The following is a 24,583-nucleotide window of genomic DNA, read 5'->3' on the forward strand; positions in this document are numbered from 1 at the left end:
CACGAAAAAGACTGCGACATGACTGACTCGAACCTTGACCGCCCGGCGGCACAGAAACCTTTCCGCCGTCTTCTGCTCACGGGCGCTGCCGGCAACCTCGGCAAGCAGTTGCGCGGCGCGCTTGCCGCGTGGGCCGACGTGGTGCGCGTCACCGATATCGCGCCGCTCGGCGACGTGGCGGCGCATGAAGAAGCATCGATCGTGGACCTCGCGGATGAGGCCGCCGTTCACGCGCTGCTCGAAGGCGTGGATACGGTCGTACATCTCGGCGGCATTTCCGTCGAGGCGCCGTTCGAAGATCTGCTCGACGCGAATATCCGCGGCTTGTACAACCTCTATTCGGCCGCGCAGAAGCAGGGCGTAAAGCGCATCGTGTACGCGAGCTCGAATCATGCCGTGGGTTTTCACCCGACGACATCGGTGGTCGATATCGATGCGCCGCTGCGTCCCGACAGCCTGTATGGCGTGACGAAGTGTTTCGGCGAATCGCTGTCGCGCTATTACTTCGACCGTTTCGGTCTCGAGACGGTGTGCCTGCGGATCGGCTCATCGTTCGAGCAGCCGAAGAATCCGCGCATGCTCGTCACCTATCTGAGCTTCCGCGACTTTATCGAACTGGTGCGTTGCTCGCTGTTCACCAACCGGGTCGGACATGCGATCGTTTATGGCGTCTCGGATAACCGGACCAAGTGGGTCGATAACACCAGGGCGGCGTTCCTCGGCTTTCGTCCGCAGGACAGTTCGATTGAATTCGAGCACCTCTTTCCGGTCACGGCGCCCACCGCCGAGCTCGATGATCCGACGCAGCATTTCCAGGGCGGGCCGTTTGTGCTGGCCGGTCCGATGGAACCGAAGCGGTGAGCGCCACGGCGAACCCGCGCGTTGAGCGTGTTGAGGCGGCAGGGCAGGCGCCCGCATCGGTCGGCGAGAGTCCGGTGTGGCGCGCCGCGGAACAGGCGCTCTACTGGGTGGATATTCCGGCGCAAAAGATCGTGCGGCTACGGCTCGATTCGGCCGAGCGCACCGAGTGGCAATTGCCGGAGAAGGTGGCGTGCATTGCCTTCGATCGTCACGGCACGGTGCTGGCGGGCTGTGAGTCGGGGCTCTTCGCGGTCACGCTGACCGAAGGCGCGCCCCGCGGCGAACCCATGAAGGTGACAGGCAGAAAGCTCGCTGCGCCGGTCTTCGCATTCGACGATATGCGGTTCAACGACGGCCGTTGCGATCGGCAAGGACGCTTCTGGTCCGGCACGATGGTGCAGGACATGGCGGCCGCAATTCCCGCTGGCGCGCTCTATCGCTTCGATGAGCGCGGCGCGTTGTCGGAGTCGGCCGTCGACGCGTTGATCACCCAAAATGGTCTCGCGTGGTCGCCCGACGGGACCACGATGTATCTGTCGGACTCACATCCTCTACGCCGGCAGATCTGGGCGTTCGATTACGACATCGAAGCGGGAGAGCCGCGTAACCGGCGTGTATTCGCCGATCTGCATCACTATGCCGGCCGGCCGGACGGCGCTGCGGTGGATGCCGATGGCTGCTACTGGATCTGCGCGAACGACGCAGGGCTGTTGCTGCGCTTTACGTCCGAGGGCAAGCTCGATCGGCAGATTGCCGTGCCGGCTGTGAAGCCAGCGATGTGCGCGTTCGGCGGCAGCAATCTGGATACCCTGTTCGTGACGTCGATTCGTCCCGCGGCTGGCGCGAGCGAACACGACGGCCATCTCTTTGCCGTTCGCCCCGGCGTGACCGGGCTGCCCGAGCCTGAATACGCGGGCGAACTCTGATCAAGCGACATGCACGAGACGGGGCGCCGGGGTATTAGCACGCCGGCGCCCAACAGTCGCAATCTTTTATTCATCGCTTGTCGTACAACATAGTGGCAAAAATGCCACTCTCGGGTCATTTTCCTCTTTACAAAGAATATAAATCCACGAGCTGGAGATCTTGCTCGCTTTCCCTTCTGGATTGGGTTTGCAGCCTGATTTCAATCCGGCAACTCTGACGTGCAACGCGTTCTGGTGCGGGTAAATACCGGCTGTACAACTCAGATTACGTTTTATAGACTTCATATGTCGTCGTACAACATATGAGCCCAAACAAATTCATTTCAAGATGGTTTTGGCCGCTGGACAAAGAGGGCGGTGTTCGCTGCGCGTGTGGCCAACTCGCGCAGGGTTCACGCCGATGCAGTTGAAGTAAAGAAGTCGAGCTGTCTGACAGGAGTGCTGAGCATCTGTGCCGGGGAAGTAAAACAGGCCAGCACGGCAAATCGTTCGCTACCCGAGAAGGGCGGCGTGCGTGGCGCCGGGAGACGCATCAAAACCATGTCGCATCCGATAGCGGCCCCCCGCAGGCGGCCGCCCGCAATCGATTGGATGATCTAATTTCAAGGAATGTCACGATGAACAAGAAGTTTGCCTCTTCCCGTGTTTCGATGATTGTCGCGGCCTCCGTGCTGGCGTTCAGCACCGTGTCGGCACACGCTCGCGTGTTCCGTGTGTCGGACGTGCATGGCGACACCTATCCGACCAATATGGCCGTGAAGTACATGGGTGAAGAAATCAGCAAGGCAACCGGTGGCAAGGATTCCGTGAAGGTCTTCGGCAACAGCGCGCTGGGTTCCGAAAACGACACGATCGATCAGGTGCGCATCGGCGCACTGGACATGGCGCGCGCCAACGGCGCTGCGTTCAACGAGATCGTGCCTGAATCGATGATCCCGTCGCTGCCGTTCCTGTTTCGCGACATCGACCATTTCCGCAAAGTGATGTACGGCCCGGAAGGCCAGAAGATTCTCGACGCCTTCAAGGCGAAGGGCATGATCGCGCTGACGTTCTACGAGAGCGGCGCGCGCTCGATGTACGCGAAGAAGGCGATCCATTCGCCCGCCGACATGAAGGGCCTCAAGGTGCGCGTGCAGCCGTCGGATCTGATGGTCGATGAAATCAAGGCGATGGGCGGCACACCGACGCCGATGCCGTTCGCCGAAGTCTATACGGGCCTGAAGACGGGCCTGGTGGATGGCGCGGAAAACAATCTGCCGTCGTACGAAGAGACCAAGCACTTCGAAGTCGCGCAGTTCTATTCCGAAACCCAGCATTCGATGACGCCGGAAGTCCTGGTGTTCTCCAAGAAGGTATGGGACACGCTGACGCCGCAAGAGCAGGACATCATCAAAAAGGCTGCGGCTGACTCGGTGCCTTACTACGAGAAGCTGTGGACCGCGCGCGAAGCCGATGCGGCAAAGACGGTCACCAAGGGTGGCGCGACGATCGTCACTGCTTCGCAGATCGACCGTCCTGCTTTCGTGAAGGCGATGCAGCCGGTCTGGGCGAAGTACGAGAAGACGCCGCAGATGAAGCAGATCGTCGACGAAATCCAGGCAGTCAAATAAGTTCGGAAGTAACGCGGTGGCGAAAGACCTTGCAGCGAGCGCTGGAGGTTTTTCCCGCCGCGCGGTCTCCTGGATTGGCGACAGTTAGCAGGATTCCTGAAGATTAAAAATAAGTCCGCTGTATGCAAGGATGGGGTCAATGAGATTCATGAAGCGCCCAAATGATTTTCTCTTCCGTGTGCTGGTTGTCGTGGCGTCGGTGAGCCTTGCCGCGCTGTGCCTGTTGGTGATTTACAGCGTTGTGATGCGCTATGTCTTCAGCGATGCACCGGATTTCGTCGAGCCCATTGCCCTCTTGCTGGTGATTGTGATCGCCATGTTCGGCGCCGCGCTCAAGGTTCGTGAGGGCGGCCATATCGGGCTTGATTCGCTCGTCAAGAAATTGCCGCCGAAAGGCCAAACGGTCGCGCACGCGTTCCAGCATCTCTGCCTGATTGTGTTGGCCGTGGCGATTTTCTTCGGCTGCTGGCAGATGGCGGAGACGACCATGGACGACAAGATCCCGATTCTGGGTCTTCCGGAAGCGCTTCGTTACGTCATTCCGATCGTTGCCAGTGCCTGCATCGCTTTGTTCTCATTCGAGAACCTGCTGGGGCTTTTCGCACAGAAACACAAATAGAAGAATCATGGAACTTGCCATCCTCTCAGTTAGCTTCCTCGTTTTCCTCGTATTCGGGGTTCCTGTTTCGTTCGCGCTGGGGCTTTCGTGCGTCCTGACCTATCTGTATGAAGGCTTGCCGGCGGCCACCGCCATGCAGTCGATGATTTCGGGCATGAACGCGTTTTCATTCCTCGCGGTCCCGTTCTTCATTTTCTCCGGCGAGTTGATGCTGCACGGTGGTATCGCCGACCGCATCCTGCGTTTCGCGCAGGCCACGGTGGGCCATTTCCGCGGTGGACTCGGCATGGCTAACGTGGTCGCGTGCACCTTGTTCGGCGGCGTGTCCGGTTCGCCGACGGCAGACACTTCCGCCATGGGCGGCGTCGTCATTCCGCTGATGAAGCGCGAAGGCTACAGCGCGGCCTATGCGGTCAATGTGACGACCCATTCGTCGCTGGCGGGCGCGCTGATGCCTACGTCGACGAACATGATCATTTATGCGTTCGCTGCACAGGGCATCACCGGGACGTTGAACGGACACCAGATGAGCGGTGTGTCGATCGGCGATCTGTTGTTTTCTGGTCTCTTGCCGGTTCTGTGGGTGATGGGTTTCGTGCTCATCGCCGCGTACTGGCAGGCAGTCAAGTTCGGCTATCCGCGCCGCCCTGACGGCTCGACCGAATTGCAGCGCTTTCCCGGCTGGTTCGCGGTGGCCCGCACGTTCCTCGGTGCGTTGCCCGGCCTGATGGTGATCGCGATCATTCTGGTCTGTGTGGCCAAAGGCATTGCCACTGCGACGGAGGCAGCGGCCATTGCCGTGGCGTATTCATTGGTGTTGACCATCGTCATCTATCGCACGATGACGATGAAGAAGCTCTTTCATGCGTTGTCCAAGGCGGCTAAAACCACCGGCGTAGTGCTGCTGCTGATCGGCGTGTCGAACATGCTGCGTTTCCAGATGGCTTATCTGGAGATTCCCGACGCCATCGAACACATGCTCGACGGTGCAACGAGCCTGCCGTGGTTGATGCTGCTTTACATCAACGTCATCCAGATCTTCCTCGGCACGTTTGTCGACATGGCCGCACACATCCTGATCACCACGCCGTTGTTCCTGCCGATGGCGATGCACGCCGGCGTCGGCCCGGTGCAGTTCGGGATCATGATTTTGCTGAACTGTGCATTGGGTCTCGTGCATCCGCCGATCGGTTCGGTGCAGTTCATCGGTTGTGCGATCGGCAATGTGTCGATAGGTGAAACCACCAAGGTGGCGTGGCCGTATTACCTGGCTATCTTCAGCGCGATCAATATTGTGACCTACGTACCGATGTTTTCGACGTGGTTGCCAAGCCTGATCAATGGCCATCCGGTGTTTTGAATGCTTGATTAAGCGTCGGCGCCGGTAAGGCACTGCCAGAGACAAAGAATAATTTTTTACAAAGGAGCAGCAATGAAAAAGGCACTAGCAGCCTCGGCCGTTGGGTTGGTCGCCCTCGGCGCGCACGCTCAAACCAGCGTGACGTTGTACGGTATCGTCGATACGGGGATCGGCTATCAAAGCAGCCAGACGTCGCTCGGTTCAACGACTGGCGGCCGCTCGGTCGTCAAGATGATCAACGGCATCTGGGCGGGCAGCCGTTTCGGCCTGAAGGGTGCTGAGGATCTGGGTGGCGGCACGAAGGCGATCTTCCAGTTGGAAGAAGGCTTTAACAGTGCAACCGGCGCGCAATCCGTCTCCGGTCTGGCGTTCAACCGCCAGGCCTATGTCGGCTTGGCCAATGCCACTTACGGTTCGTTCACCGCTGGCCGCCAGTACACGTCGTACTACTCGCTGCTGTCGCCCTATAGCCCGACCACGTGGCTGACCGGCGCGTACGGCGCACACCCGGGCGATATCGATTCGCTGGATACGCTGTACCGCGCGAATAACTCGCTGGTGTACACGTCGCCGAACATGTACGGCCTGACGGTGAGCGGTTCGTATTCGGTGGGCGGCGTGGCGGGCAGCACCAATGCCGGTTCGACGATTAGCGGGGCGATCCAGTATCTGCACGGTCCGTTCGGGATCGCCGCAGGCTACCAGCGCATCAATAACGCGGCGCCGGGCGGCGGTGCGTGGGATCCGAACTCCACGACGTCGAATAACGGCGCACAGGCGGGTGTGTCGGGCATCAATAACGGCTACCAGACGGCGCAGGCGCAACAGCGGGTCGCAGTGACGGGTGGTTATGCGTTCAGCTCGCAATGGGACGTCTCGTTCTCATATTCGAACGTGCAATACATCCCGGGTATCAACTCGTTCTTCCACGGCGAGGCGATCTTCAACACGGCTGGCGCAGTGCTGCACTTCAAGCCGCTGTCGGCGCTGGACCTGGCGGCCGGCTATAGCTATACCCGCGCAACAGAGTCGAATGGCATTTCGAGCGCGGCCAGCTATCAGCAATTCAACCTCTCGCAGTACTACAGTCTTTCCAAGCGTACCGGCCTGTACGCGCTGGAAGCCTATCAGCGTGCGGGTGGCCAGACGCTCGGGACGAACGGCAAGAGCATCATCAACGCAACGGCCGATATCGGTGACGGTCAGAACAGCGCACCGTCCTCGTCACGCAGCCAGGTTGCTGTGGGTGTGGGCATCATCACGCGGTTCTAATCGTGTCGTGAAATGGCGGCGTCTGTCGACGCCGCCACGGCGACGCGAGTCAGATACGCGTCGCTCAGAAGTACCCGCTGCGCGCGCAACGCGCGCAGCGTTTTCGGCGGCGCCCGGCCTTCGAGCATCGCGCGTGCTGGCCCGACTGAGGGTGGACCCAGTGACGGCGTTTTCAGCACCCAGGATATGAGTCCCGGGTCACTCCCGAACGCCTCGCGACGCTCACGCGTTCGGTTCGGACCACAAACGCCCACCCGTGGCCCAGTTTTCGCGTTTGACGTCGGTGAGGATGATATCCACCGAGTTCGGCTCGACGCCGAGCGATTCGCAGGTCGCTTTGGTGATGGCTTCGACGAACTCGCGTTTCTGTTCCAGCGAGCGGCCTTCGAAGAGTTCAATATGAAACGTGGGCATTGTGCGACTCCGTGATGAATAACGTTGAGAAGTGAATTTAATCGCGGTAAGTGCGATCGAGCCGGTCGAGCTTGCGTAGCAACGCGGGCCATTCCAGCGCGCCTTCGATCGCGCCGCCGTCGACCAGTTGGTCGGCTGTGCGTGCGGCTACGGCATCGCCCGGCACGACGAGCGCGCTGCCGCATGCTTGTGCCTGCAACTGGATTTCGCAGGCCTTGATCAGCGTCGCCATCAATACGTAGGCTTCGGCGACGGTGCGGCCGGCGGTCAGTGTGCCGTGATTGCGCAACAGCATGGCCGGTTTGTCGGCGAGATGTGCGACGAGGCGTTCGCCCTCGGCCGGCGTGAAGGCGAGGCCTTCGTAATCGTGATACGCGAGGTGGCCGTAAAAACGCAGCGCGTGTTGCGAGGCCGGCAGCAAACCGGCCGGTTGAGCGGAAACCGCCACGCCCGCCGTATTGTGCAAGTGCATCACGCAAAAAGCGTCGGCGCGTGCCGCGTGCACGGCGGCGTGCAACGCGAAGCCGGTGGCGTTGACAGGATGCTCGCTCGTGCCGACGATGTTGCCTTCGATATCGATCTTCACCAGGTTCGACGCGCATACTTCGTCGAACGCGAGGCCGAAGGGATTGATCAGGAAGTGGCCGGGTTCGCCGGGGACGCTGGCTGAGATATGCGTGTAGACCAGGTCGTCCCAGCCATTGAGCGCTGCGAGGCGATACGCTGCGGCCAGGTCGACGCGGGTCTGCCGTTCGGCTTCGGACATCGGTTCCGTTTCGGCGACACGGCCGGCGGGCGTGTGGGTGAACGACATGTCTGTCTCCTGAGAATGCCTCGTGGGCTGTGACTGCGGGCTGAGTCTGGGGATAAACCTGCGGCCTGAATCTGCACGCAAACCTGCGGCTTAAGCTCGTGGCCGCAAAACTACAGCCCAAACCTGCGCTTAAACCTGCGTTTGAACTAGCCGCCTAACCCGCGCGCCTGACCGATGCCGGCGACGTGACACGCCGTCCGGCTGCGGCGCGCTTCGCCGGTTCGGCCACTGCCGCACCGTGCGTAAAGCGGCTAGTGAGCCACTGCATGCTCCACGTCGCGAGTACGAAAGGCGCAGTCATAGCCGGCAACGCATAATAAGCGGCGGCCGCTTGCAACACGACTGAAAGCACAACGCCGCCGAGCGTCACCGCGATGCCGCAATCGGCTAGTGCGATTGCGGTCAGCGTGCCGTTGAATCCTAACAGGCCCGCGTCGAACGAGCTTGCACTTGCACCGAGCAACAGGTGCATGGCGCTCGCGAGGCCTGCGCCGACCAATGCCCACAGCGCGTGCCGCCGTGACGCTGCGGCGATTCCGATCAATACGAGCAACCCCGGCAACGCGCCGGACGCAAAGCCGGTTTGCGCGAACCCGGCGAGCCAGCCGCGGCTCAATTGCGCCGCGCCGAGCGTGGGCTCAGTGGTGAGGCTGGCTGTCTGAGCGACGCGCGTCACCAGCGGCAGCCAAAGCCACGTGATAATCAGACATGGGCTCGAGAAGACGCCGAGTCCGCGCGCACGTAGCCAGCGCGACCACGGCTCCAGCAGCCACGCCGTCGCCGTCGCGGCCAGAATCGCCACGGCGGCGGCCGTTGCATTGTCGGCGATGAAGCTGAATGCGGCGAGACCGGCCAGCGCGCCGTTAAAGCCATGCAGGCCGGCGCGCGTGTCGTCGCTCTGATAGCCGGCCAACAGCGCGCTTACGTTGGCCGCGACAGCGCCCATCAGCGCCGCGCAGGCGAGGCGTGGATCGCACAGGAGCCATGCAGCGAGCAGGGATGCACCAGTGAAAGCATTCGGTTGCAGGACGATCTGGCCGAAACTGCGTAACAAGGTGCGCAGGGCGGCGGATTGTGCTTCGGTTGCGGCGGCGTGCATGATTGAAGGGCGGAAATTTCGATGCGGCATGACTTTGCCGCATGCAAGGCCGGCGCACGCAGCGGGTCGAATTGAGAGTAAACCCGGAGCATAGGCTACCAACGCCGCGCCGGGCATCGCCGGGCGTTGATAGTGGCTATTTGCGACACATGCGTCACCATGGTGACGTGAGCCGAAAAGCCGAAAAGCGAGCTGTCGGCGAACCGAAAGCTTTCGCGCTACGATAGGAATCCGGCGCGCGTGCCGTGCCGTTCCACAAGGAGACAGGCAGATGCGTGAATTACGATGGGCATCGGAAGAGGGCGACGGCTTCGAACATCTGGCGTTCGAGGCGCGCGCGGATGGTTTTGCGGTGGAGAGCGCCCTGGTCGGGCAGCGCTACGGCAAGGAGTATGGCCTGCACTATAAGGTGCGCTGCGACGCGCAATGGCGCACCACCTATGCGTGGCTGAAGATCGTCGGCGGCCGCGAGCTGGAATTGCACGGCGACGGCGCCGGCCATTGGCACGATGGTCATGGCCTCGTGCTGAGCGCGATCGAAGGGTGCATCGATATCGATATCGCCGCCACGCCCTACACGAACACGTTGCCGATCCGCCGCCTGCAACTGGCCGAAGGTGAGCGTCAGCCAATTTCCGTGGCCTATATTTCGACACCGGACTTGCAGGTCACGCGTGCCGAGCAGGCCTATTCGTGCATCGAGCTGAATCGTGTGTATCGCTACGAGGGCATCTTCCGCAATTTCACCGCGGACCTGACGGTGGACGAAGACGGCCTTGTGATCGACTATCCGACGCTGTTCACACGCCTGCCGCGCGGGCGTTGATCGTCGATGTGCCGGTGCCTCCGCTATCTACCGGATGCTGCGTCCGGTGCTGCTCGACAAAGCGTTCGATGCCCGCGGCGATACGCTCGGGTTCGCGCAATACGACCCAATGGCCAGCATCGATTTCAGTGCGAGTGTACGTGCCGAGCCAGCCTTCGAGTCCAATGGAGAGCTCGGGCCCGACGTAGCGATCGCGCAGTGGCACGATGAACTGCACCGGCGCATGCGCATGGCGCGCGCGCGGGTGCCGCAACCTGTCGATGAAATTGGCGCGGTAGAGATTCAAGCCGTTGATCGCGTTGCGCGTTTGCGCAGAATCGCGCTCGGCGCGTACCCGTTCGGTCAGACGCAGCCAGAACGGCCACATGCGTGCGCCGCCCGCGCGCCACACCAGTTCCGGCAGCAACGGCAGGTGAAAGAAGAAGATGTACCAGGATTTGAGCGTTTGCCGAAGATGGCTACCGGGCGGGCGCTTTGCGGCATGACGTGCTTTGGGCTGTTCCGCACGATCAGCGCCTGCGCCAGCGCCGCGTAAGCCGAACGACGCGTGATCGAGACACGGCCCGGAGATCGACGTGTACGACGCAATGCGGCCTCTGAAGGCCGGGTCGGTGACCGCTTCCCAGCTTTGAATCGACCCCCAGTCGTGGCCGACCAGATGAAACGGTCGAGCGCCGCACGTTGCATCGGCGACGGCCGCGAGATCGGCGGCCAGCCGTTCGAGCCGGTAAGCCGCGCGCGACGCCGGCGCGTCTGACGCCCCCGCGCCGCGCACGTCATAGCTGATCACACGGTAGCGCGCGTCGAGTTGTGCGCGTACCGGTTCCCACACCGCCGCCGAATCCGGATAACCGTGCACCAGCACGACCGGTGGCGCATCGTGCGGACCGCTCACGTAGACCGCGAGCCGCACGTCGCCGGCCTCGACCGACAGCGTGTCGCGTATCACGCGGCAGCCTGCACGCCGCGTCGCGCGGCTTTGCGTGCGCTCGGCGTGGCCGCGTTGGTAGCGTCGACCGCGGCGATGAGACCGTCGATGCGCGACAGTTGCGCGCGATTGTCGTGGTCCCACGGATGGAAGCCGGGCCGGAAGAAGCTCAGCCATTCACCGGCAATACGCGGAAACACGCCGTGACGCGGGCCGTACAGATACTTCACGACGCGCCACATGCCGCGGATATGGCCGCCGCGTTTTCGATCGGCGATTAGCAGACGCACGTGGAAGTCGAATACGATCAGCCAGAAGGTCAGCGTGGTGGCGAGCATCGTGCCGGTGCGCAGCAGGTAGCGTCCGAGTCCGGGCTTCAGCACGGTGTTCCACACGTCGTACGAAACCGATTTGTGTTCGGTTTCCTCTAGCGCATGCCACGTCCACATCTGCGTATAGCCTTCGACCGAACCGCCAATGCGCGATGCGTCCTCCAGCAGCAAGCCCGCCAGCATCGCCGTGTAATGTTCCAGACAGACCGTCACCGCGAGTTGATACGAATGCGGCAGGGTTCTGCGGCCGAAGTTGAGAATCGCCCACAGCCGCTTGTCGAGCTTATGCGCGGGCAAGCCGGCTTCCTGCAACAGATCGTTGTATTCGATGTGCTCGCGCGTATGCATCGCTTCCTGGCCGATGAAGCCGAGCACCTGCTTCTTCAGCACGGGGTCGTCGATCTGGTCGCGGTAGTTGCGCACGCTGTCCATGAAGAAACGCTCGCCGGCCGGGAATAGCAGCGAAAGCGCATTGAAGAAGTGTGTCACATGCGAGCCCTGCACGTGCCAATCGGAGGCGCGTTCGGGCGGTAAGTTGAAGCGCAGGTCGCGGCGAACCGGCATCATGGCCTTTCTCCTTGTGATCCTTGATGCGATGCTGATTGTGCTGATCGGGTCTTTTGCATTGCGCGCTGTATGCCGTTAGATGACGGGCGTCGCATCATGCGCGCCGGGCGTCCACTTGCGCGGCGCGGCGCGCGCGCTTTTCCGCAATGCGCTTCATGCGGCGCGTCTGCATCACGACCAGCGCCTGATAGGCCGCCGGCAACGTACGCGCCAGCCAGTCGGCGGCGCGCGCATCGCGGCCGATCAACACGCGCCGCTTGTTCTTGCGCACGCCGTCGAGAATCACGCGGGCGGCTTCGTCGGCGGTGGTGATGAAAAACTTCTCGAAGTCGTCCTTGCCTTGCTGTTCGTTTGCCAGCATGAAGCCGACCATGTTCGACGAGATCCGGCTCGACTGCGCGATGCTCGTGCGAATACCGCCGGGGTGCACGCAAGTCGCCGACACGCCGCACTTCATCAGATCGAGCTCCTGGCGCAACGCTTCGGTAAAGCCGCGCACGGCGAATTTGGTCGCGTTGTAGCCGCTCATGCCGGGTTGCGAGAACAGGCCGAATACGCTCGACGTATTGACGATGTGTCCCGCACCAGACGCCTTGATATATGGCAGAAATGCCTTCGTACCGTGCACCACGCCCCAGAAATTGATCCCGACGATCCATTCCAGATCGGCGTATTCCATTCCTTCGATGGTGCTCGACAGCGCCACGCCCGCATTGTTGAATACGAGGTTCACGCGCTGATGCTGTGCGGCCGTTTCGGCGGCCCAGTCGACCATCGCGGCTCGGTCCGACACGTCGAGCACACGCGTGGTGATGCGCAGCGGCGAGCCGACGATATGCGGCGCAGCGGCCTGCGCGAGTTGCGCGGTTTCGGCGAGGCTCGTGGCGTTGCGGTCGGCGAGCGCGAGATGGCAGCCTTCGCGCGCCAGCCGGATCGCGAGCGAACGGCCCATGCCCGAGCCTGCGCCGGTGATTGCGGCCACTCTGTCGGTGAAGTTCTTCATTGGCTTATCTCCTGTCCTCTCTGAACGGTGCCGTGTCGTTATGTTTTTTCTTCAGTGGTGCTTTTTCAGGTCGCTTCAGCGGATGTCGTGGCCGCCGTCGTGGCCGCATTGCCATGCACATGTACAGGCTGCTGCGAACCGCCATGCCCGCTCAGCGGCTGCGCCGCAGGCGAATACGCGAGGTAATCGTCCATGCTGAAGGTGCTCGTGGCCTGGCGGAATTTGTAGGCGAATCCTGGCCATAGGGTGGTGTTCTTGCCGGTCTTCGGATCGAGATACCAGCTCTTGCAGCCGCCCGTCGACCAGATTGCCCGGCCGAGTTTCCGCTGGATCTGTTCGTTGTAGGCACGCTCGACATGCGGACGCACTTCGATCGCGTCGGCGCGCTCTGTGTTCATCGTCTTCAGCGCGCGCAGGACGTATTCGACCTGCGACTCGATCATGAACACCATCGAATTGTGGCCGAGACCGGTATTCGGGCCGACGATCATGAAGAAGTTCGGATAACCAGGCAGTGTCGTACCGAGATACGCGTGCGCGCCGTCGCGCCATGTATCGACGATATCGACGCCGCCACGGCCACGCACCACGCCCGCCGGAAACGGATCGGCCACCTGAAAGCCGGTGCCGAAGATCAGGCAATCGACCGGATGACGTGCGCCGTCGGTCGTGATCACCGCGTCTTCTTCGACCCGCGCGATACCGGTGGTCGTCACCGATACGTTCTGGCGTGACAGCGCCGGGAAGTAGTCGTTCGAGATCAGGATGCGCTTGCAGCCCATCGTGTAGTTCGGCGTAAGCGTGGCGCGCAATTGCGGATCGGGCACCTGGCGGCGCAGATGCCGTTCCGCGACTTTCTGCGCGGTCTTCATGAGCGAAGGATGAATCGCAAAGCCGAAGGCGCGCGATTCGAGCATGCAGTAGAGCGCCGAGCGCATGATCTTCTGCGTGAACGGCAGATGCTTGAATAACCACTGTTCGAACGGCTTCACCGCGCGGTCGGCCTTCGGCATGATCCACGGGGGCGTGCGCTGGAACAGGTTCAGATGCGAGACCCGCGCCGCAATCTGCGGCACGAACTGGATCGCGCTCGCACCGGTGCCGATCACTGCGACGCGTTTGCCTTCGAGCGGATACGTGTGGTCCCAGTGCTGCGAGTGAAACGCTTTACCCTTGAATGTTTCGATGCCGGGAATGTTCGGTATGGCCGCGCGCGACAGTCCGCCCATGCCCGAGATCAGCACGCGTGCCGACCATTGCTGGCCGTTTGCGAACGTCAGTTGCCAGCGGTGGCGGGTTTCGTCGTAGATCGCCGAGGCGAGTTCATGGCCGAAGCGCAGATGACGCTGGATGCCGAAGCGCTGCGTGCATTCTTCCAGATACGCGCGAATTTCCGGCTGGCGCGCGAACATGCGGGTCCAGCGCGGATTCGGGGCGAAGGAGAACGAATAGACGTGCGATTGCACGTCGCAGGCACACCCGGGGTAGTGGTTGTCGCGCCAGGTGCCGCCAACCGACCCGGCTTTTTCGGCGACGATGAAATCGGTCATGCCGGCTTGCCGCAGGCGGATCGCCATGCCGAGCCCCGCAAAGCCGGAGCCGATGATGGCGATATCGGTATCGACGGGCGCGGATGCGTTGGGCACCGCGTCGTCGAGGGGCATCATGCGTGCGTTCATCCGGTCCGTCTCCTTTGTGTTCGCTCTTAACTGTTACATTGGTTGATGTAACAATAGAGGCTGTCAACGGATGACGCAAGCAGCGGGTTAGACGGGAAGCTCTATGGGGGGCGAAGAAGGTTGTGGCGCAAGGCCCAAGCGGCCCATGGCGCTGGCCGGGTAGGCCTTTGAGACTGATACGGAAATGTCTGTCGTTCCGCTATGTGAAAAGTGCCGGGCGGATTCGCTTCGGAACCGCGCCCGGCTTACCGCTTTAACGCGTTATTGCACCGAAGCCCTCGGCGCGGCAGTGACGCTAGCCGCTGCGGACTCGCCGGCGTCGTTGTTTTGCACGATATGCAGTTCACGTGTGCGAACCGGCAAGCCGCATTGCGCGTTGTTGAGCGTTTGACGGACCTGGCGAGCGAGGTCCCAGCGCATGTCCCAGAACGTGTCGATGTTGGCCCATAGGCGGATGTTCAGGACCACCGTGCTGTCGTCGAAACGGGCCACCATCACCTGCGGCGCGGGATTCTGCAGTGCGCGCGGGTCGGCTACGGCGAGCTTGCGCAGTGCGGCCAGCGCGTGGTCGACGTCGTCACGCACCGAGATTTCCACTTCCAGATCGAGGCGGCGGGTCGGATTGCGGTTGTAATTGCGGATTGAATTGCTCCACAGCGCGCTATTCGGCACGTATTCGCAAATGCCGTCGGATTTCGTGAGACGCGTGGTGAACAGGCTGATTTCTTCGACGGTGCCCGAGACGGTACCCGTGCCGGCATCAATGTAATCGCCCACCTTGAACGGCCGCAGCAGCAAAAGCATGATGCCGGCTGCGATATTTTGCATCGTGCCCTGCAGCGCGAGACCGATCGCGAGGCCGGCCGCGCCGAGCACCGCTACGATGCTCGCCGTCTGGATCCCCAGTTGCGACAGCGCGCCGATGATCGAGACGACGCGAATGCTCCACAGGCAGGTGTCGCTGATGACCGGACGCAGCGTGGCGTCCATGCGCGACTGGCTCGCGAGCAGCCGGTTGAGCGAGCGTGCGACGCGGCGGGCGACCCACCAGCCCACCACCAAGATCAATGCGGCCGCGCACAGGTGCATCGAGATCGTGGTGAGTGCGTCCCAAAGGAAGGTCCACCGGTCAGGGTGGATCTCAGCGAGTAGATTCTGCATGGGCTTGACGGTCCTGATTTTTTAAGCGGCGGCGTGTTGTTCGCCGCGTGGTTTGTAAAAAGCATGGATGCCGCTGCGTCCGCGCAACGCGCGTGCAGCGTGAGCGCAACGCAGTGACGAAGAGGTATCCGGAAAATGACGCGAGTAAAGCGTGCGCAGAAGGGACCGCTTTGCAAACGGAAAGTTCTACCTGTACAACCTTTTTTACAGATTGAGTTCCGGACGAGGCGGGCGGTGCGCTATAGCGACGTGACGGGGGTGTGACCCCGTCACGGATTGAATGCCGGGCGGCTAGAGAAATGTGGCGTTGAGCTGAGAAGTATTTCTCAAGCTGATCCAGCGCCATGGAATCATTTAATACGGATAGCGAAGTAATTGATCGTGCTGTGTTTTCGACCTGCCAACGTCTATTTTTCCGCGAGACTGGCTGCCACCTCACGGTTTTGCCACACATTGTCCTTCACAGTAACTTTCTGAGGAATCAGATGGGCGCCATAAAAGGCATCGGCGACCACCTGCTGCGAGCGCGCGATCTCGTCGGTCACTGCAGTAGTGCCGTACGGATAGCGGCGCACCCATGTTTCGACCAGCTTCTGATCCAGACCGACCTTCGGCGCGATCAGCGCGGCGGTCTCCACCGGATGATCGTTCACCCACAGGCCGGTGGTACGCAACTGCCCGAGAATCGCGCCGATCGCATCGGGATGCTGCTGGGCGAAGCCGCGTGTGGCTTCATAGAAGTTATAGGGGGCGTTGAGCGCCGAGTAATCGACCAGCGTGCGCGCCTTGAGCGCCTGCTGTGCGGACGCGTAGTAGGGGTCCCAGATCGCCCATGCATCGACGGTGCCGCTTTCGAAGGCGGCGCGCGCATCCGCGGGCGGCAGATACACCGGGCGAATGTCTTCATAGCGCAGACCGGCTTTTTTCAACGCTTCGAGCAGCAGATAGTTCGCGCTCGAACCCTTCTGCAGCGCGACGCGTTTGCCCTTCAATTCGGCCACGCTGTGCAGCGCGGAATCGCTTCTGACGAGAATGGCTTCGGCATGACGCCCGGACGGCTCCGCACCCACGTACACGAAGCCCACGCCACCGGCTTGCGCGAACACCGGCGGCGGTGCTCCGGTGTAGCCGAAGTCGATGCTGTTCGCGTTCAGCGCTTCGAGCAATTGCGGTCCGGCTGGAAACTCGAACCACTTGATGCTGTAGCCGAGCGGCTTGAGCTTGTCGTCGAGCGAGCCTTGCGCTTTGAGGATCGCGAGCAAGCCCGATTTCTGATAGCCGATGCGCAGTACTTTGGCGGGCTCCGGCACGGCGCCGGCGCCGCTGCTTTGCGCGGTTGCGCTCAATGTCGCGAATACCGCCAGCAATGCGGCGGTGACGTGAAGCGAAATACGGGTATGACGGGTCATTTGGCAAATCTCCATTGCGTTCGATTGATTCGAAGATCGTCGCATGGACGTTCCGCCGATCAAACGAAGCAATGCAGATTTGAATATGACGCGTGCGCGAACGCAGAACGGGGCGTCAAATCGCCCGCATAAGCGGCAACAGGCAAGACGCTTGTCGCGACGCGGGTGGCCGCGAGCGCCTGCCCGTAGGGCTATTTTTTGGGTTTATCTTTCTTTGCCGCAGGGCGCTCCGCGGCTGTGCCCTCGGATGGATGACCCAGCTTCTTTTCCATGATCGCCGCGACGCGGTCGCCGAGATAATCGCCGGAGGCTTCTTCAAGAGCGCGGTTCATTTCGCTTTCAACCAGCACCATGGCCAGCGGCCGCACACGCCAGATCGCGTCGACCAGGGCGGGCACGTCGGCAGGCGGCGGCAGGGCGTCGGCGTCATAGCGGTCCAGTTGGCGGACCACCAGATCGACCAGCGCTTTGGCGACCGCATTGAAATGCGGCCTTGCGATGCCCACGGCGTCGAGCAGGTCGGCGAGGGGAATGCCTTCCTTGGCCATGGTCGCGCCGGCGGCTAGCGCCGTCGGGCTGCCGGACACGAAGGAGAGGCCGTCGCGCTCCAGCAAACCCAGATCGACCGCCTTGCCGAGCGCGCTCGGCGAGGCCTTGTCGCCGAACATTTGCAGCAGTTCGATCAGCGAGTATTTTTTCGGCCGTTCGCGCGACCAGCGGCCGCCGATCGCGGTTTCAAGGCCGAGGATCGAACGCAGATCATGGCCTTCGTCCACAGCCATGATCAGGTCCTGGATGTTCGCGAGCGTGTAGCCGCGCGTGAGCAGATGGTTGATCAGCTTCAGACGCGACACATGCGTATCGTCATACACGCCGACCCGGCCGCGTTTTTCCGGCGGCGCGAGCAGGCCGCGGTCCTGATAGGCGCGCACATTGCGCACGGTGGAGTCGGTCACGCGCGCGAGTTCGTCGACCGTGTATTCGTTGCGCGGCGTGTCGCTTGCCGGGACGTTAGGGGCGTCGGGCAAGGGCGGAAAGGGAGGCGGCGTATTGGGCATGGGGGGATTTTAACGCGGCGGCCAGTGCGCTGGCTGGTGCGACGGGCAGTTTGCCGGTCAAGGCGGTGAGGCGAGGGCAGGGCTGGGGGAAAAGGCCGCCTCGCGACAAACAGCCTTCCCGGGCCCGAGGTGACGCCCTGCGCTCTATCGGCGCCCTGCTGCGACGTCGTCCGGCACGGATGAATCGCCCACGCCCAAGGTCCGCTGCATCAGCGTGGTGTCGAGCCAGCGGCCGTGCTTGAACCCGACCGCCTTCAACGTGCCGGCCAGTTCGAAACCCAGTTGCGCGTGCAGCGACAGCGATCCGCCGCTGCCGCCGTCGGCGATCACGGCGACCATCTGGCGCCACGGTCCGGTTTCGCAGCGTTCGATCAGTGCTTGTAACAACACACGTCCCAAGCCGCGCCCACGATACGCGTCGCTCACATAGATCGAATCTTCGATCGTGTTGCGATAGGCGGCGCGCGGCCGGTACGGTGTCGCGTAGCAATAGCCGGCGACTTTGCCGTCGATTTCCGCCACCATGTACGGCAGCCCGTGGCTGCGCACCGACGCGAGCCGCGTGCGCAGGTCGTCGACGGAAGGTGGGATTTCTTCGAACGATGCGACTCCGGTCAGCACGTGGTGCGCGTAAATCGCCTGGATCGCGGGCAGATCGGCTTCGGTGGCGTCGCGGATCCAGGGCGCGGGCGGCGGGGCGGCGGTTGAGTGAGGCGTGGCGGGCGCGGGGCGGGTGGTGCTCATACGTGTTCCTGTCGTGGCCAGTGGTTCTGGGGATAGGTTTTACTATGCCCGCCGCGCGCGCGAATTTGAAGCGAGTCAAAAATCACCACGATCTATACGGAGTATCAGCGCATCCCCTGGTGACCGGCGCGATCCGGGCCTGGCGTGGGGCGCCATGCCATGCGACTGTGCCGCGCACTGCAGGTCTTCGTCGTACAGACGCATGCATGTGGCATGCGTTTCGCCCATCAGTTATGCGAGTACGTATCCGGCTGCGTTACATGTCCGCGATGATGCCGGTGATGCTTTGCCTTGTGCTTCGGTTTGGCCTTGGCCGGCGCATGCTCGGTTGGTTGCGGTTGCGGTTGCGGTTGCGGTTGCGGTTGCGGTTGCGGTTGCTGCTGTGCTTGCTGCGCTTGTGGCTGTTGCGCCTGCGCGCCCGGCGCGGGTGCCTGATGGGCATTGCCGGACGGCAGCGTGCTCTGGCCTTCGCCGAAGCGATAAGTCTGCGAGGTTTGCGCGTACGCGGTGGCGGACAGCGTGAGGGCGGCAACCGCCAGGCAAATCGAAAACTTCATGAATCTATTCTCCTTCTGAACGAGCCGGTGAGGATACCGCAATGCGGCTTGCGGCTCCTTCGCCGCACGCAGGCAGATACGATCGGAAGCCTTGATTCGCCGCACGCAGGCATCACACACCGTTTTGCGGAAACACCGGCTCGCCAAGCGTGAGCATCAGGCGGTTGGCCCACGCGAAGATCGCGATTGCATGAGTCAGGTCGAGAATCTCTGCGTGCGTCAGGCCGCTTGCTTCGAGCCGCTTGATGGCAGCAGCGTCGACGCTTTCAGGATGGTCGGTCAATTCGATCGCGTACCGGATGATCGTCCGTTCGCGCTCTGTGGTGCCGGCAGTCGACGGGTCTTCGAAAACCTGCTCGATTGCGTCGGTCCGTTTCGCGAGCTGGCCGAATCGTTGCGCGTGCACCGAAGCGCAATACACGCAGCCATTCACGCGCGACACCACGGTGCTGGCGAGTTCCCGCTCGGCGCGCGGCAGGCCGCGAGGCGCATACATGATCGCGTTGAAGACCCCGGAGCGCTGCCGCAGGATTTCCGCCTGTTGGACCAGCAGCAGATAGTAGTCGGAGGTCCTGGCTTGCGGATGGCTCTCTTCGAGCACGCGGATCTGCTCGGGTGTGGCGTCGTCGAGGCTGACCGTGTCGAGCCACGCGCGCCAGCCGAGCGTATCGAAGGTGAAGCCGTTGAGCCGATCAGCCGGCGATGAACTGGTATTCAAATGAATCATGCTGCCCCCTGTGCGGCGCGCAATGCCGTCAGGCCCGCTATGACGCGCAATTGATAGGTGACGAACGCAATCAACTGCGACAACGCGACGATGCCGCGCGTCGTGATACCGGCGTGCTGCAGCGTCTGCAGATTCTCGGGGCGTGCTTCGAGCGGCTTGATAGTCAGCAGCTTGACGTGCGAGAGGATCGCGATCAGGCGCGCGTCGGTGGCCGGGTCGAGCGAGTCCGTTTCGATTGCATCGAGCGTGACCGGCTGTGCGCCGGCAGCGATGAGCCTCGCCGTGTAGGCGTCAGCGAGATCGTCCGCGAGGGAAAGGCGCGCGGTATACCATGCGGCAAACAAACGCTCCTGCAACGACAACTCGGGCAGCGAGGGATCGAACAGCGCGTCTTCGCTGCGTTGCGTGTGCAGCGCGACTTTGTCGCGAGCATGGCGGATCGCGGCGAGCGGGCTGCCGGCTTGCAGGCCGGCGAGGGCGTCGACGGTATCCGTATCTTCGGAGCCTGTGGGCGTGGATGGTTGGGTCGGTGACGCAAGGTCGGTCATGTCTGCTCCGGCTGGTTAATCGGTGTTTTCAGCGGCGTTCTCTGCTTGCAGTCGAGTGCGCCAAGTCTCGGACGATGCATCCGCATCGGTCCACTCATCGCCTCGCAACTCAGCCGTATCGAAGGCGACCAGTGCCTGGTAGTGCCGCTCGCGATCCGCGTCGAACAGGCGGCTTGCAATACCACGCGCAAGACGCTGCGCGCCGTCGCTGATCGCAGGGATGTCGCCGGACAGCTTTCCGTGGCTGAGACTCGCCGCGTGATTGAAGCAATGGATCTGCGTCAGCGCCGCACATGTGCCGGGCTCGCGCTCCTGAAACGCGAACGCAGCGCCCAGATCCGGCGACTCGGCCAGTTCGTACGAAGGCAGTGACGGGTCCGCCCGATAGCGATCTTTCCAGCGCCGCACGAAGGGGGCGAACGGCGCGAACTCGGCGCGCGTGGAGATATCCGAGTGAAAGCCGGTCGCGAAGATCAGAAAGTCCAGCACGTAGCGGCCTTTCGGTGTTGTTACCGCGAGCGCGCCGTCGAGTTCGTCGAGCGCAAGCACCGGACTGCCGACATGAAAGCGCGCACCGGCATGGCGCGAGACCCGCAGCACGCTGTCTCGCGGCGGCGGCGTTTGCTCAGCTTGCGCGTAATGCAGGAAACGCCATCTGGACGCGTCGTCGAGATCGGCGAAACCGTGCACGAGGCCCGGACTGCCGATGCCCGTCAGCTTGTTCACGCGCGGAATATCGTCGCGGCGGATAAACAGATTGACGCCGGCCGCGCCCGCTTCGAGCGCGGTTGCGGCATTGTCGAAGGCGGACGCGCCCGCGCCGACGACACCGACACGTTTGCCGGCCAATGCAGCGAAATCGATGGCATCCGCGGAGTGCGCCCAGTAGCGGCGTGCAACCGTATCGGCAATAGCCGGTACAAATGGGCCGCCCAAACCGTCGCGTCCGGTGGCGAGAACGACATGCCGCGCGAGCACCGTGCGCTGCGCGCCAGCTTCAGCGAGATCGAGCGCAAGCAGGCCGTCGTCGCGCGGACGCAGCGAGGTCAACGTGGTGTCGTTATGCACTGGAAGATCGAGCACGTGGCGATACCAGCGCAGGTAGTCCATCCACTGTGTCCGCGGAATCTTGTAGAGCGCATCCCACGCGGCGCTGCCGAATTGCGCTTCGTACCACGCGCGAAACGTGAGGGCCGGCATGCGCAAGGCGGGACCCGTGAGTTGCTTGGGCGAGCGTAGCGTTTCCATTCGCGCGAACGATACCCACGGGCCTTCGCGTCCTGATGGCGCACGGTCGAACACCTGCAGATTGTCGATACCGAGCCAGCGCAGTTCCGCCGCCGCGGCGAGCCCCGCCATGCCGCTGCCGATTACGGCGACATCGAGCACGCGTTCAGCGTCGGCGAAACGCGGCGGGACCCATGAGGGCGCGGGCAATTCCAGCCAGCGCAGATCTTCACGCAAGCGGGTTTCGAGTGCGGCAAGGCGATTCATGCTGTGTGTTCCAGATGTTTGGTGCGCGCACGAGAGACGCGCGTTTCGCGCTGTAGCAGCGCATCGTGCTCCTGGGCGGGATGCAGCACCACGCCATCGAGCAGCTCGCGCGTGGCGTGTTCGATGGATTGCAGCAACGCGTCGACGGCGGCGCGGCGCGGTTTGCCCGCCGGCGTCACGACGCCGAAGAAAAACGGAATCGCGCAGTCGAGCGGCCGCGCCGTCACGCCTTCGATTGAGAGGCCGAGACCCGTTGCCGGATCCACGATCGCGACACCGGCACCGGCCCGAGCGGCCATGACCGCATTCAACGACGCGTTGGTTTCAAGGAACACATTGGCGGCAATGCGCGCGGCCGCGAATGCAGCGTCGATTCGATGCCGCAACCTAAACCGGTTCGCCACGGTGACAATGCGCCGGTCCGCCAGATCGCGCAGCGCGACTTGCGGCTGCGTGGCAAGCGGGTCGCCGCTCTGCACGAGCGCCACGCAGGGCGCTTCGGCGATCCAGTGGATGTCGAGCCCCGCATGCCCGATCGGCAGTGTGACCAGACCGATGTCCGCGGTACGGGTCAGGACTTCATGAACGACGTGTTCCGCCGACAGACTGCGCAACTGGAATTGCGCCGTGTGGCCGATGAGCGGCATCGAGGCGATGGCGGGCGGCACGATTGACGCAGCCAGCGCGGGCGTGGCCGCCACGCGCAGCGGTTCCGCTTCGCCAAGACCGATGGCGCGCGCCCGTTGCTCGATGGTCTTCAGTCCGATCAGCGAGCGCTCGACTTCCTCATAGAGCAGAAACGCACGATGCGTCGGCGTGACACGCGGACCATTGCGATTGAACAGCGCATAGCCGAGATCCGCTTCGAGCTCCTGGATCTGACGCGTGACGGCCGGCTGCGAGCGCTCGAGCAAACGTCCCGCACCGGTGATGCTGCCGGCGGACATGACCGCCGAAAACGCTTCGAGTTGATGCAGTTCCATGACTTGCCCTGGCAATTCGGTCTGCGCATTTTAGGGTCGTCTGAATGCGGGATTTATATAATCAATTCCGATATCGACAGCCGAAAAAATGCGAAGCGGATCGGCGGGCGAGTGCGTGGCGTCTCAGCTTTTGTTCTCTACGGCACGTGTCGAAAGAGTGAAAAAGCAATTGCGTCAAGGAGATGCGTTGGCGTGTTTGCGCGTGAACCTGAACACGGCCTCATAGCGTTGCCTTGAGCGAACAGAGGGAGGTTGTCCAACGTGATAACCATATTCCCAAAACTTCGTTGGTCCGCCGGAATTCACCGTGGTTTCATGGCCCCACTTTGAAGATGACAGCCGGGGCAAACATGAAGCACGTATCCAAATCATCGCGGGCCAACTGGTCACGCTTGCTGAAAACGCTGCCGGTGCTCGCCGCGGTGGTGGGTATCGCCGTGACCTCGCCGGCCTATGCCGGCGCAGCGGCAGGCGAGCCGTATCTGATCGGCGTGAGTGGGCCGCTTACCGGACAGGATGCGCAGTACGGCACGCAGTGGAAGCGTGGTTTCGATCTCGCGCTGGAGCAGATCAACAGCCAGGGCGGTATCAAGGGCCGCCCGCTTGCCTACGATTTCGAGGATAGCCGTGGCGACCCGCGCCAGGCGGTGTCGATTGCGCAGAAGTTCGTCGGCGATCCGCGTATTCTGCTGGAGCTGGGTGACCTGTCGAGCACGACCTCGATGGCGGCCTCGCCGATCTATCAGCGCGGACAACTCGTGCAATTCGGCTTCACCAATTCGCACCCCGACTTCACCAAGGGTGGCGACTACATGTGGAGCACGGCGCTCAGCCAGGCTGAAGAGCAGCCGCTGCTCGCGCATTACGCGACGAAGGAACTCGGCTTCAAGCGTATTGCCGTGCTCTATCTGAATACCGACTGGGGCCGTACCAGCAAGGACATTTTCTCGAAAGCCGCCGCGCAGGATGGCGCGCAGGTCGTCGCGGCAGAAGGCTATCAGCCGACTGAAAAAGATTTCCGCGCGACGCTGGTGCGCGTCAACGAAGCGAAACCCGATTCGCTCGTGCTGATCTCTTACTACGCGGACGGTGCGCAGATCGTGCGTCAGGCGCGCTCGTCGGGCTTGACGCAACCGATCGCGGCCGTGGGCTCGGTCTATTCGCCGAAGTTTCTCGAACTGGGCGGCGAGGCCGTGAACGGCGTCTTCACCGAATCGAATTTCTTCCCCGGCGACAAGCGGCCTGAAGTGCAGGACTTCGTGCAGCGTTATCGCGCGAAGTACAACGGCGAGCCCGACACGTTCGCCGCGCGCGCATACGACGCGATGATCGTTTCGGCGGAAGTCATGCGCCGCTACGGCGTGACCCGTCAGGCGGTGCACGACGGCCTGAAGCAGATCAAGGATGTGCCGAGCCTGATCTTCGGCAAGGTGCAGTTTGATCAGGAGACGCGTCGCGTGGCCGGCGCGCGCAGCGTGTACCTGGTCGTCAAGGACAATCAGTTCACGCAATGGGACGGTGCGAAGCCGCTGGTCGCTTCCAAATAACACCCAGGCAACGCATAAGCGACGCTCACGTGTCTGCTTCTCACC

The 24,583-nt window shown here is 62.4% G+C and carries 24 protein-coding genes; 8 read left to right on the forward strand and 16 right to left on the reverse strand.

Translation table 11 applies throughout. The annotated features are described in order from the left end of the window. Nucleotides 1-18 precede the first annotated feature (18 nt). The 6 genes from KHO31_RS27500 to KHO31_RS27525 all read left to right on the forward strand — a co-directional run bounded on the left by KHO31_RS27500 (nucleotide 19) and on the right by KHO31_RS27525 (nucleotide 6,648). Nucleotides 19-861 carry an NAD-dependent epimerase/dehydratase family protein gene (locus tag KHO31_RS27500; protein ID WP_211624568.1) on the forward strand — a complete coding sequence of 281 codons (843 nt, stop codon included), beginning with the start codon at nucleotides 19-21 and terminating at the stop codon, nucleotides 859-861. After that, nucleotides 858-1,787, forward strand: a complete 930-nt coding sequence (locus KHO31_RS27505) for an SMP-30/gluconolactonase/LRE family protein (RefSeq protein ID WP_211624570.1) — start codon at nucleotides 858-860, stop codon at nucleotides 1,785-1,787. The genes KHO31_RS27500 and KHO31_RS27505 overlap by 4 nt, the downstream gene beginning before the upstream one ends. 617 nt (nucleotides 1,788-2,404) lie before the next feature. Next, complete coding sequence (locus tag KHO31_RS27510) at nucleotides 2,405-3,397, forward strand: TRAP transporter substrate-binding protein (RefSeq protein ID WP_201082174.1); 993 nt, start codon at nucleotides 2,405-2,407, stop codon at nucleotides 3,395-3,397. Between the two features lie 139 nt (nucleotides 3,398-3,536). After that, nucleotides 3,537-4,016 (forward strand): TRAP transporter small permease, encoded by a 480-nt coding sequence (locus KHO31_RS27515; protein WP_201082172.1) that lies wholly within the window; start codon nucleotides 3,537-3,539, stop codon nucleotides 4,014-4,016. A gap of 7 nt (nucleotides 4,017-4,023) precedes the next feature. After that, the gene (locus KHO31_RS27520; protein ID WP_201082170.1) at nucleotides 4,024-5,376 is read left to right on the forward strand and encodes a TRAP transporter large permease; all 1,353 of its coding nucleotides are present in this window, start codon (nucleotides 4,024-4,026) and stop codon (nucleotides 5,374-5,376) included. 72 nt (nucleotides 5,377-5,448) lie between these two features. After that, nucleotides 5,449-6,648 (forward strand): porin, encoded by a 1,200-nt coding sequence (locus tag KHO31_RS27525; RefSeq protein ID WP_211624572.1) that lies wholly within the window; start codon nucleotides 5,449-5,451, stop codon nucleotides 6,646-6,648. A 222-nt stretch (nucleotides 6,649-6,870) separates the two neighbouring features. Here KHO31_RS27525 and KHO31_RS27530 read toward each other — a convergent pair whose 3' ends face one another. The 3 genes from KHO31_RS27530 to KHO31_RS27540 form a co-directional block, all read right to left on the reverse strand. Continuing rightward, nucleotides 6,871-7,104, reverse strand: coding sequence for a 4-oxalocrotonate tautomerase (locus KHO31_RS27530; protein ID WP_268962013.1), 234 nt, complete (start codon nucleotides 7,102-7,104; stop codon nucleotides 6,871-6,873). After that, nucleotides 7,100-7,876 (reverse strand): class II aldolase/adducin family protein, encoded by a 777-nt coding sequence (locus KHO31_RS27535; RefSeq protein WP_201086006.1) that lies wholly within the window; start codon nucleotides 7,874-7,876, stop codon nucleotides 7,100-7,102. Before KHO31_RS27535 ends, KHO31_RS27530 begins: the two co-directional genes overlap by 5 nt. A 154-nt stretch (nucleotides 7,877-8,030) precedes the next feature. Beyond that, the gene (locus tag KHO31_RS27540; RefSeq protein WP_201078685.1) at nucleotides 8,031-8,975 is read right to left on the reverse strand and encodes an urea transporter; all 945 of its coding nucleotides are present in this window, start codon (nucleotides 8,973-8,975) and stop codon (nucleotides 8,031-8,033) included. Between the two features lie 271 nt (nucleotides 8,976-9,246). Between KHO31_RS27540 and KHO31_RS27545 the strand changes: the two genes are divergently transcribed. Then, on the forward strand, nucleotides 9,247-9,801 hold the full coding sequence (locus tag KHO31_RS27545; protein WP_201078669.1) for a putative glycolipid-binding domain-containing protein: 555 nt from the start codon (nucleotides 9,247-9,249) through the stop codon (nucleotides 9,799-9,801). On the opposite strand, the gene KHO31_RS27550 is transcribed toward KHO31_RS27545, so the two are convergent. The 13 genes from KHO31_RS27550 to KHO31_RS27610 all read right to left on the reverse strand — a co-directional run bounded on the left by KHO31_RS27550 (nucleotide 9,776) and on the right by KHO31_RS27610 (nucleotide 22,991). Then, nucleotides 9,776-10,750, reverse strand: a complete 975-nt coding sequence (locus tag KHO31_RS27550) for an alpha/beta fold hydrolase (protein ID WP_201078667.1) — start codon at nucleotides 10,748-10,750, stop codon at nucleotides 9,776-9,778. The two genes, KHO31_RS27545 and KHO31_RS27550, sit on opposite strands and share 26 nt — an antisense overlap. Next, a complete protein-coding gene (locus tag KHO31_RS27555) occupies nucleotides 10,747-11,628 on the reverse strand; it encodes a metal-dependent hydrolase (protein WP_201078665.1) in 882 nt (293 codons plus the stop codon). Before KHO31_RS27555 ends, KHO31_RS27550 begins: the two co-directional genes overlap by 4 nt. A 94-nt stretch (nucleotides 11,629-11,722) precedes the next feature. Then, nucleotides 11,723-12,631 (reverse strand): SDR family NAD(P)-dependent oxidoreductase, encoded by a 909-nt coding sequence (locus tag KHO31_RS27560; protein ID WP_211620623.1) that lies wholly within the window; start codon nucleotides 12,629-12,631, stop codon nucleotides 11,723-11,725. 65 nt (nucleotides 12,632-12,696) lie between these two features. After that, nucleotides 12,697-14,310 carry a flavin-containing monooxygenase gene (locus KHO31_RS27565; RefSeq protein ID WP_211624574.1) on the reverse strand — a complete coding sequence of 538 codons (1,614 nt, stop codon included), beginning with the start codon at nucleotides 14,308-14,310 and terminating at the stop codon, nucleotides 12,697-12,699. A 261-nt stretch (nucleotides 14,311-14,571) separates the two neighbouring features. Continuing rightward, nucleotides 14,572-15,471, reverse strand: coding sequence for a mechanosensitive ion channel family protein (locus KHO31_RS27570; protein ID WP_201122892.1), 900 nt, complete (start codon nucleotides 15,469-15,471; stop codon nucleotides 14,572-14,574). A 407-nt stretch (nucleotides 15,472-15,878) separates the two neighbouring features. Further along, nucleotides 15,879-16,880 (reverse strand): sulfonate ABC transporter substrate-binding protein, encoded by a 1,002-nt coding sequence (locus tag KHO31_RS27575; RefSeq protein WP_201078660.1) that lies wholly within the window; start codon nucleotides 16,878-16,880, stop codon nucleotides 15,879-15,881. A gap of 191 nt (nucleotides 16,881-17,071) precedes the next feature. Continuing rightward, nucleotides 17,072-17,938 (reverse strand): MerR family transcriptional regulator, encoded by an 867-nt coding sequence (locus KHO31_RS27580; protein ID WP_201078658.1) that lies wholly within the window; start codon nucleotides 17,936-17,938, stop codon nucleotides 17,072-17,074. Nucleotides 17,939-18,082: 144 nt separating this feature from the next. After that, on the reverse strand, nucleotides 18,083-18,682 hold the full coding sequence (locus KHO31_RS27585; protein WP_201078656.1) for a GNAT family N-acetyltransferase: 600 nt from the start codon (nucleotides 18,680-18,682) through the stop codon (nucleotides 18,083-18,085). Between the two features lie 227 nt (nucleotides 18,683-18,909). Further along, complete coding sequence (locus tag KHO31_RS27590) at nucleotides 18,910-19,239, reverse strand: hypothetical protein (RefSeq protein ID WP_211624577.1); 330 nt, start codon at nucleotides 19,237-19,239, stop codon at nucleotides 18,910-18,912. 112 nt (nucleotides 19,240-19,351) lie between these two features. Beyond that, nucleotides 19,352-19,966, reverse strand: coding sequence for a peroxidase-related enzyme (locus KHO31_RS27595; protein WP_201078652.1), 615 nt, complete (start codon nucleotides 19,964-19,966; stop codon nucleotides 19,352-19,354). Next, nucleotides 19,963-20,514 (reverse strand): CMD domain protein, encoded by a 552-nt coding sequence (locus tag KHO31_RS27600; RefSeq protein WP_201078650.1) that lies wholly within the window; start codon nucleotides 20,512-20,514, stop codon nucleotides 19,963-19,965. Before KHO31_RS27600 ends, KHO31_RS27595 begins: the two co-directional genes overlap by 4 nt. Nucleotides 20,515-20,529: 15 nt before the next feature. Next, nucleotides 20,530-22,008 (reverse strand): NAD(P)-binding domain-containing protein, encoded by a 1,479-nt coding sequence (locus KHO31_RS27605; RefSeq protein WP_201078648.1) that lies wholly within the window; start codon nucleotides 22,006-22,008, stop codon nucleotides 20,530-20,532. Further along, the gene (locus KHO31_RS27610) at nucleotides 22,005-22,991 is read right to left on the reverse strand and encodes a LysR family transcriptional regulator (protein ID WP_201078646.1); all 987 of its coding nucleotides are present in this window, start codon (nucleotides 22,989-22,991) and stop codon (nucleotides 22,005-22,007) included. Before KHO31_RS27610 ends, KHO31_RS27605 begins: the two co-directional genes overlap by 4 nt. A gap of 350 nt (nucleotides 22,992-23,341) precedes the next feature. On the opposite strand from KHO31_RS27610, the gene KHO31_RS27615 reads away from it, so the two are divergent. Then, on the forward strand, nucleotides 23,342-24,538 hold the full coding sequence (locus KHO31_RS27615) for an ABC transporter substrate-binding protein (protein ID WP_201122891.1): 1,197 nt from the start codon (nucleotides 23,342-23,344) through the stop codon (nucleotides 24,536-24,538). The last annotated feature ends 45 nt before the right edge of the window (nucleotides 24,539-24,583 follow it).

Origin of the sequence: Paraburkholderia domus, from assembly GCF_905220705.1 — a bacterium.
GTDB lineage: Bacteria > Pseudomonadota > Gammaproteobacteria > Burkholderiales > Burkholderiaceae > Paraburkholderia > Paraburkholderia domus.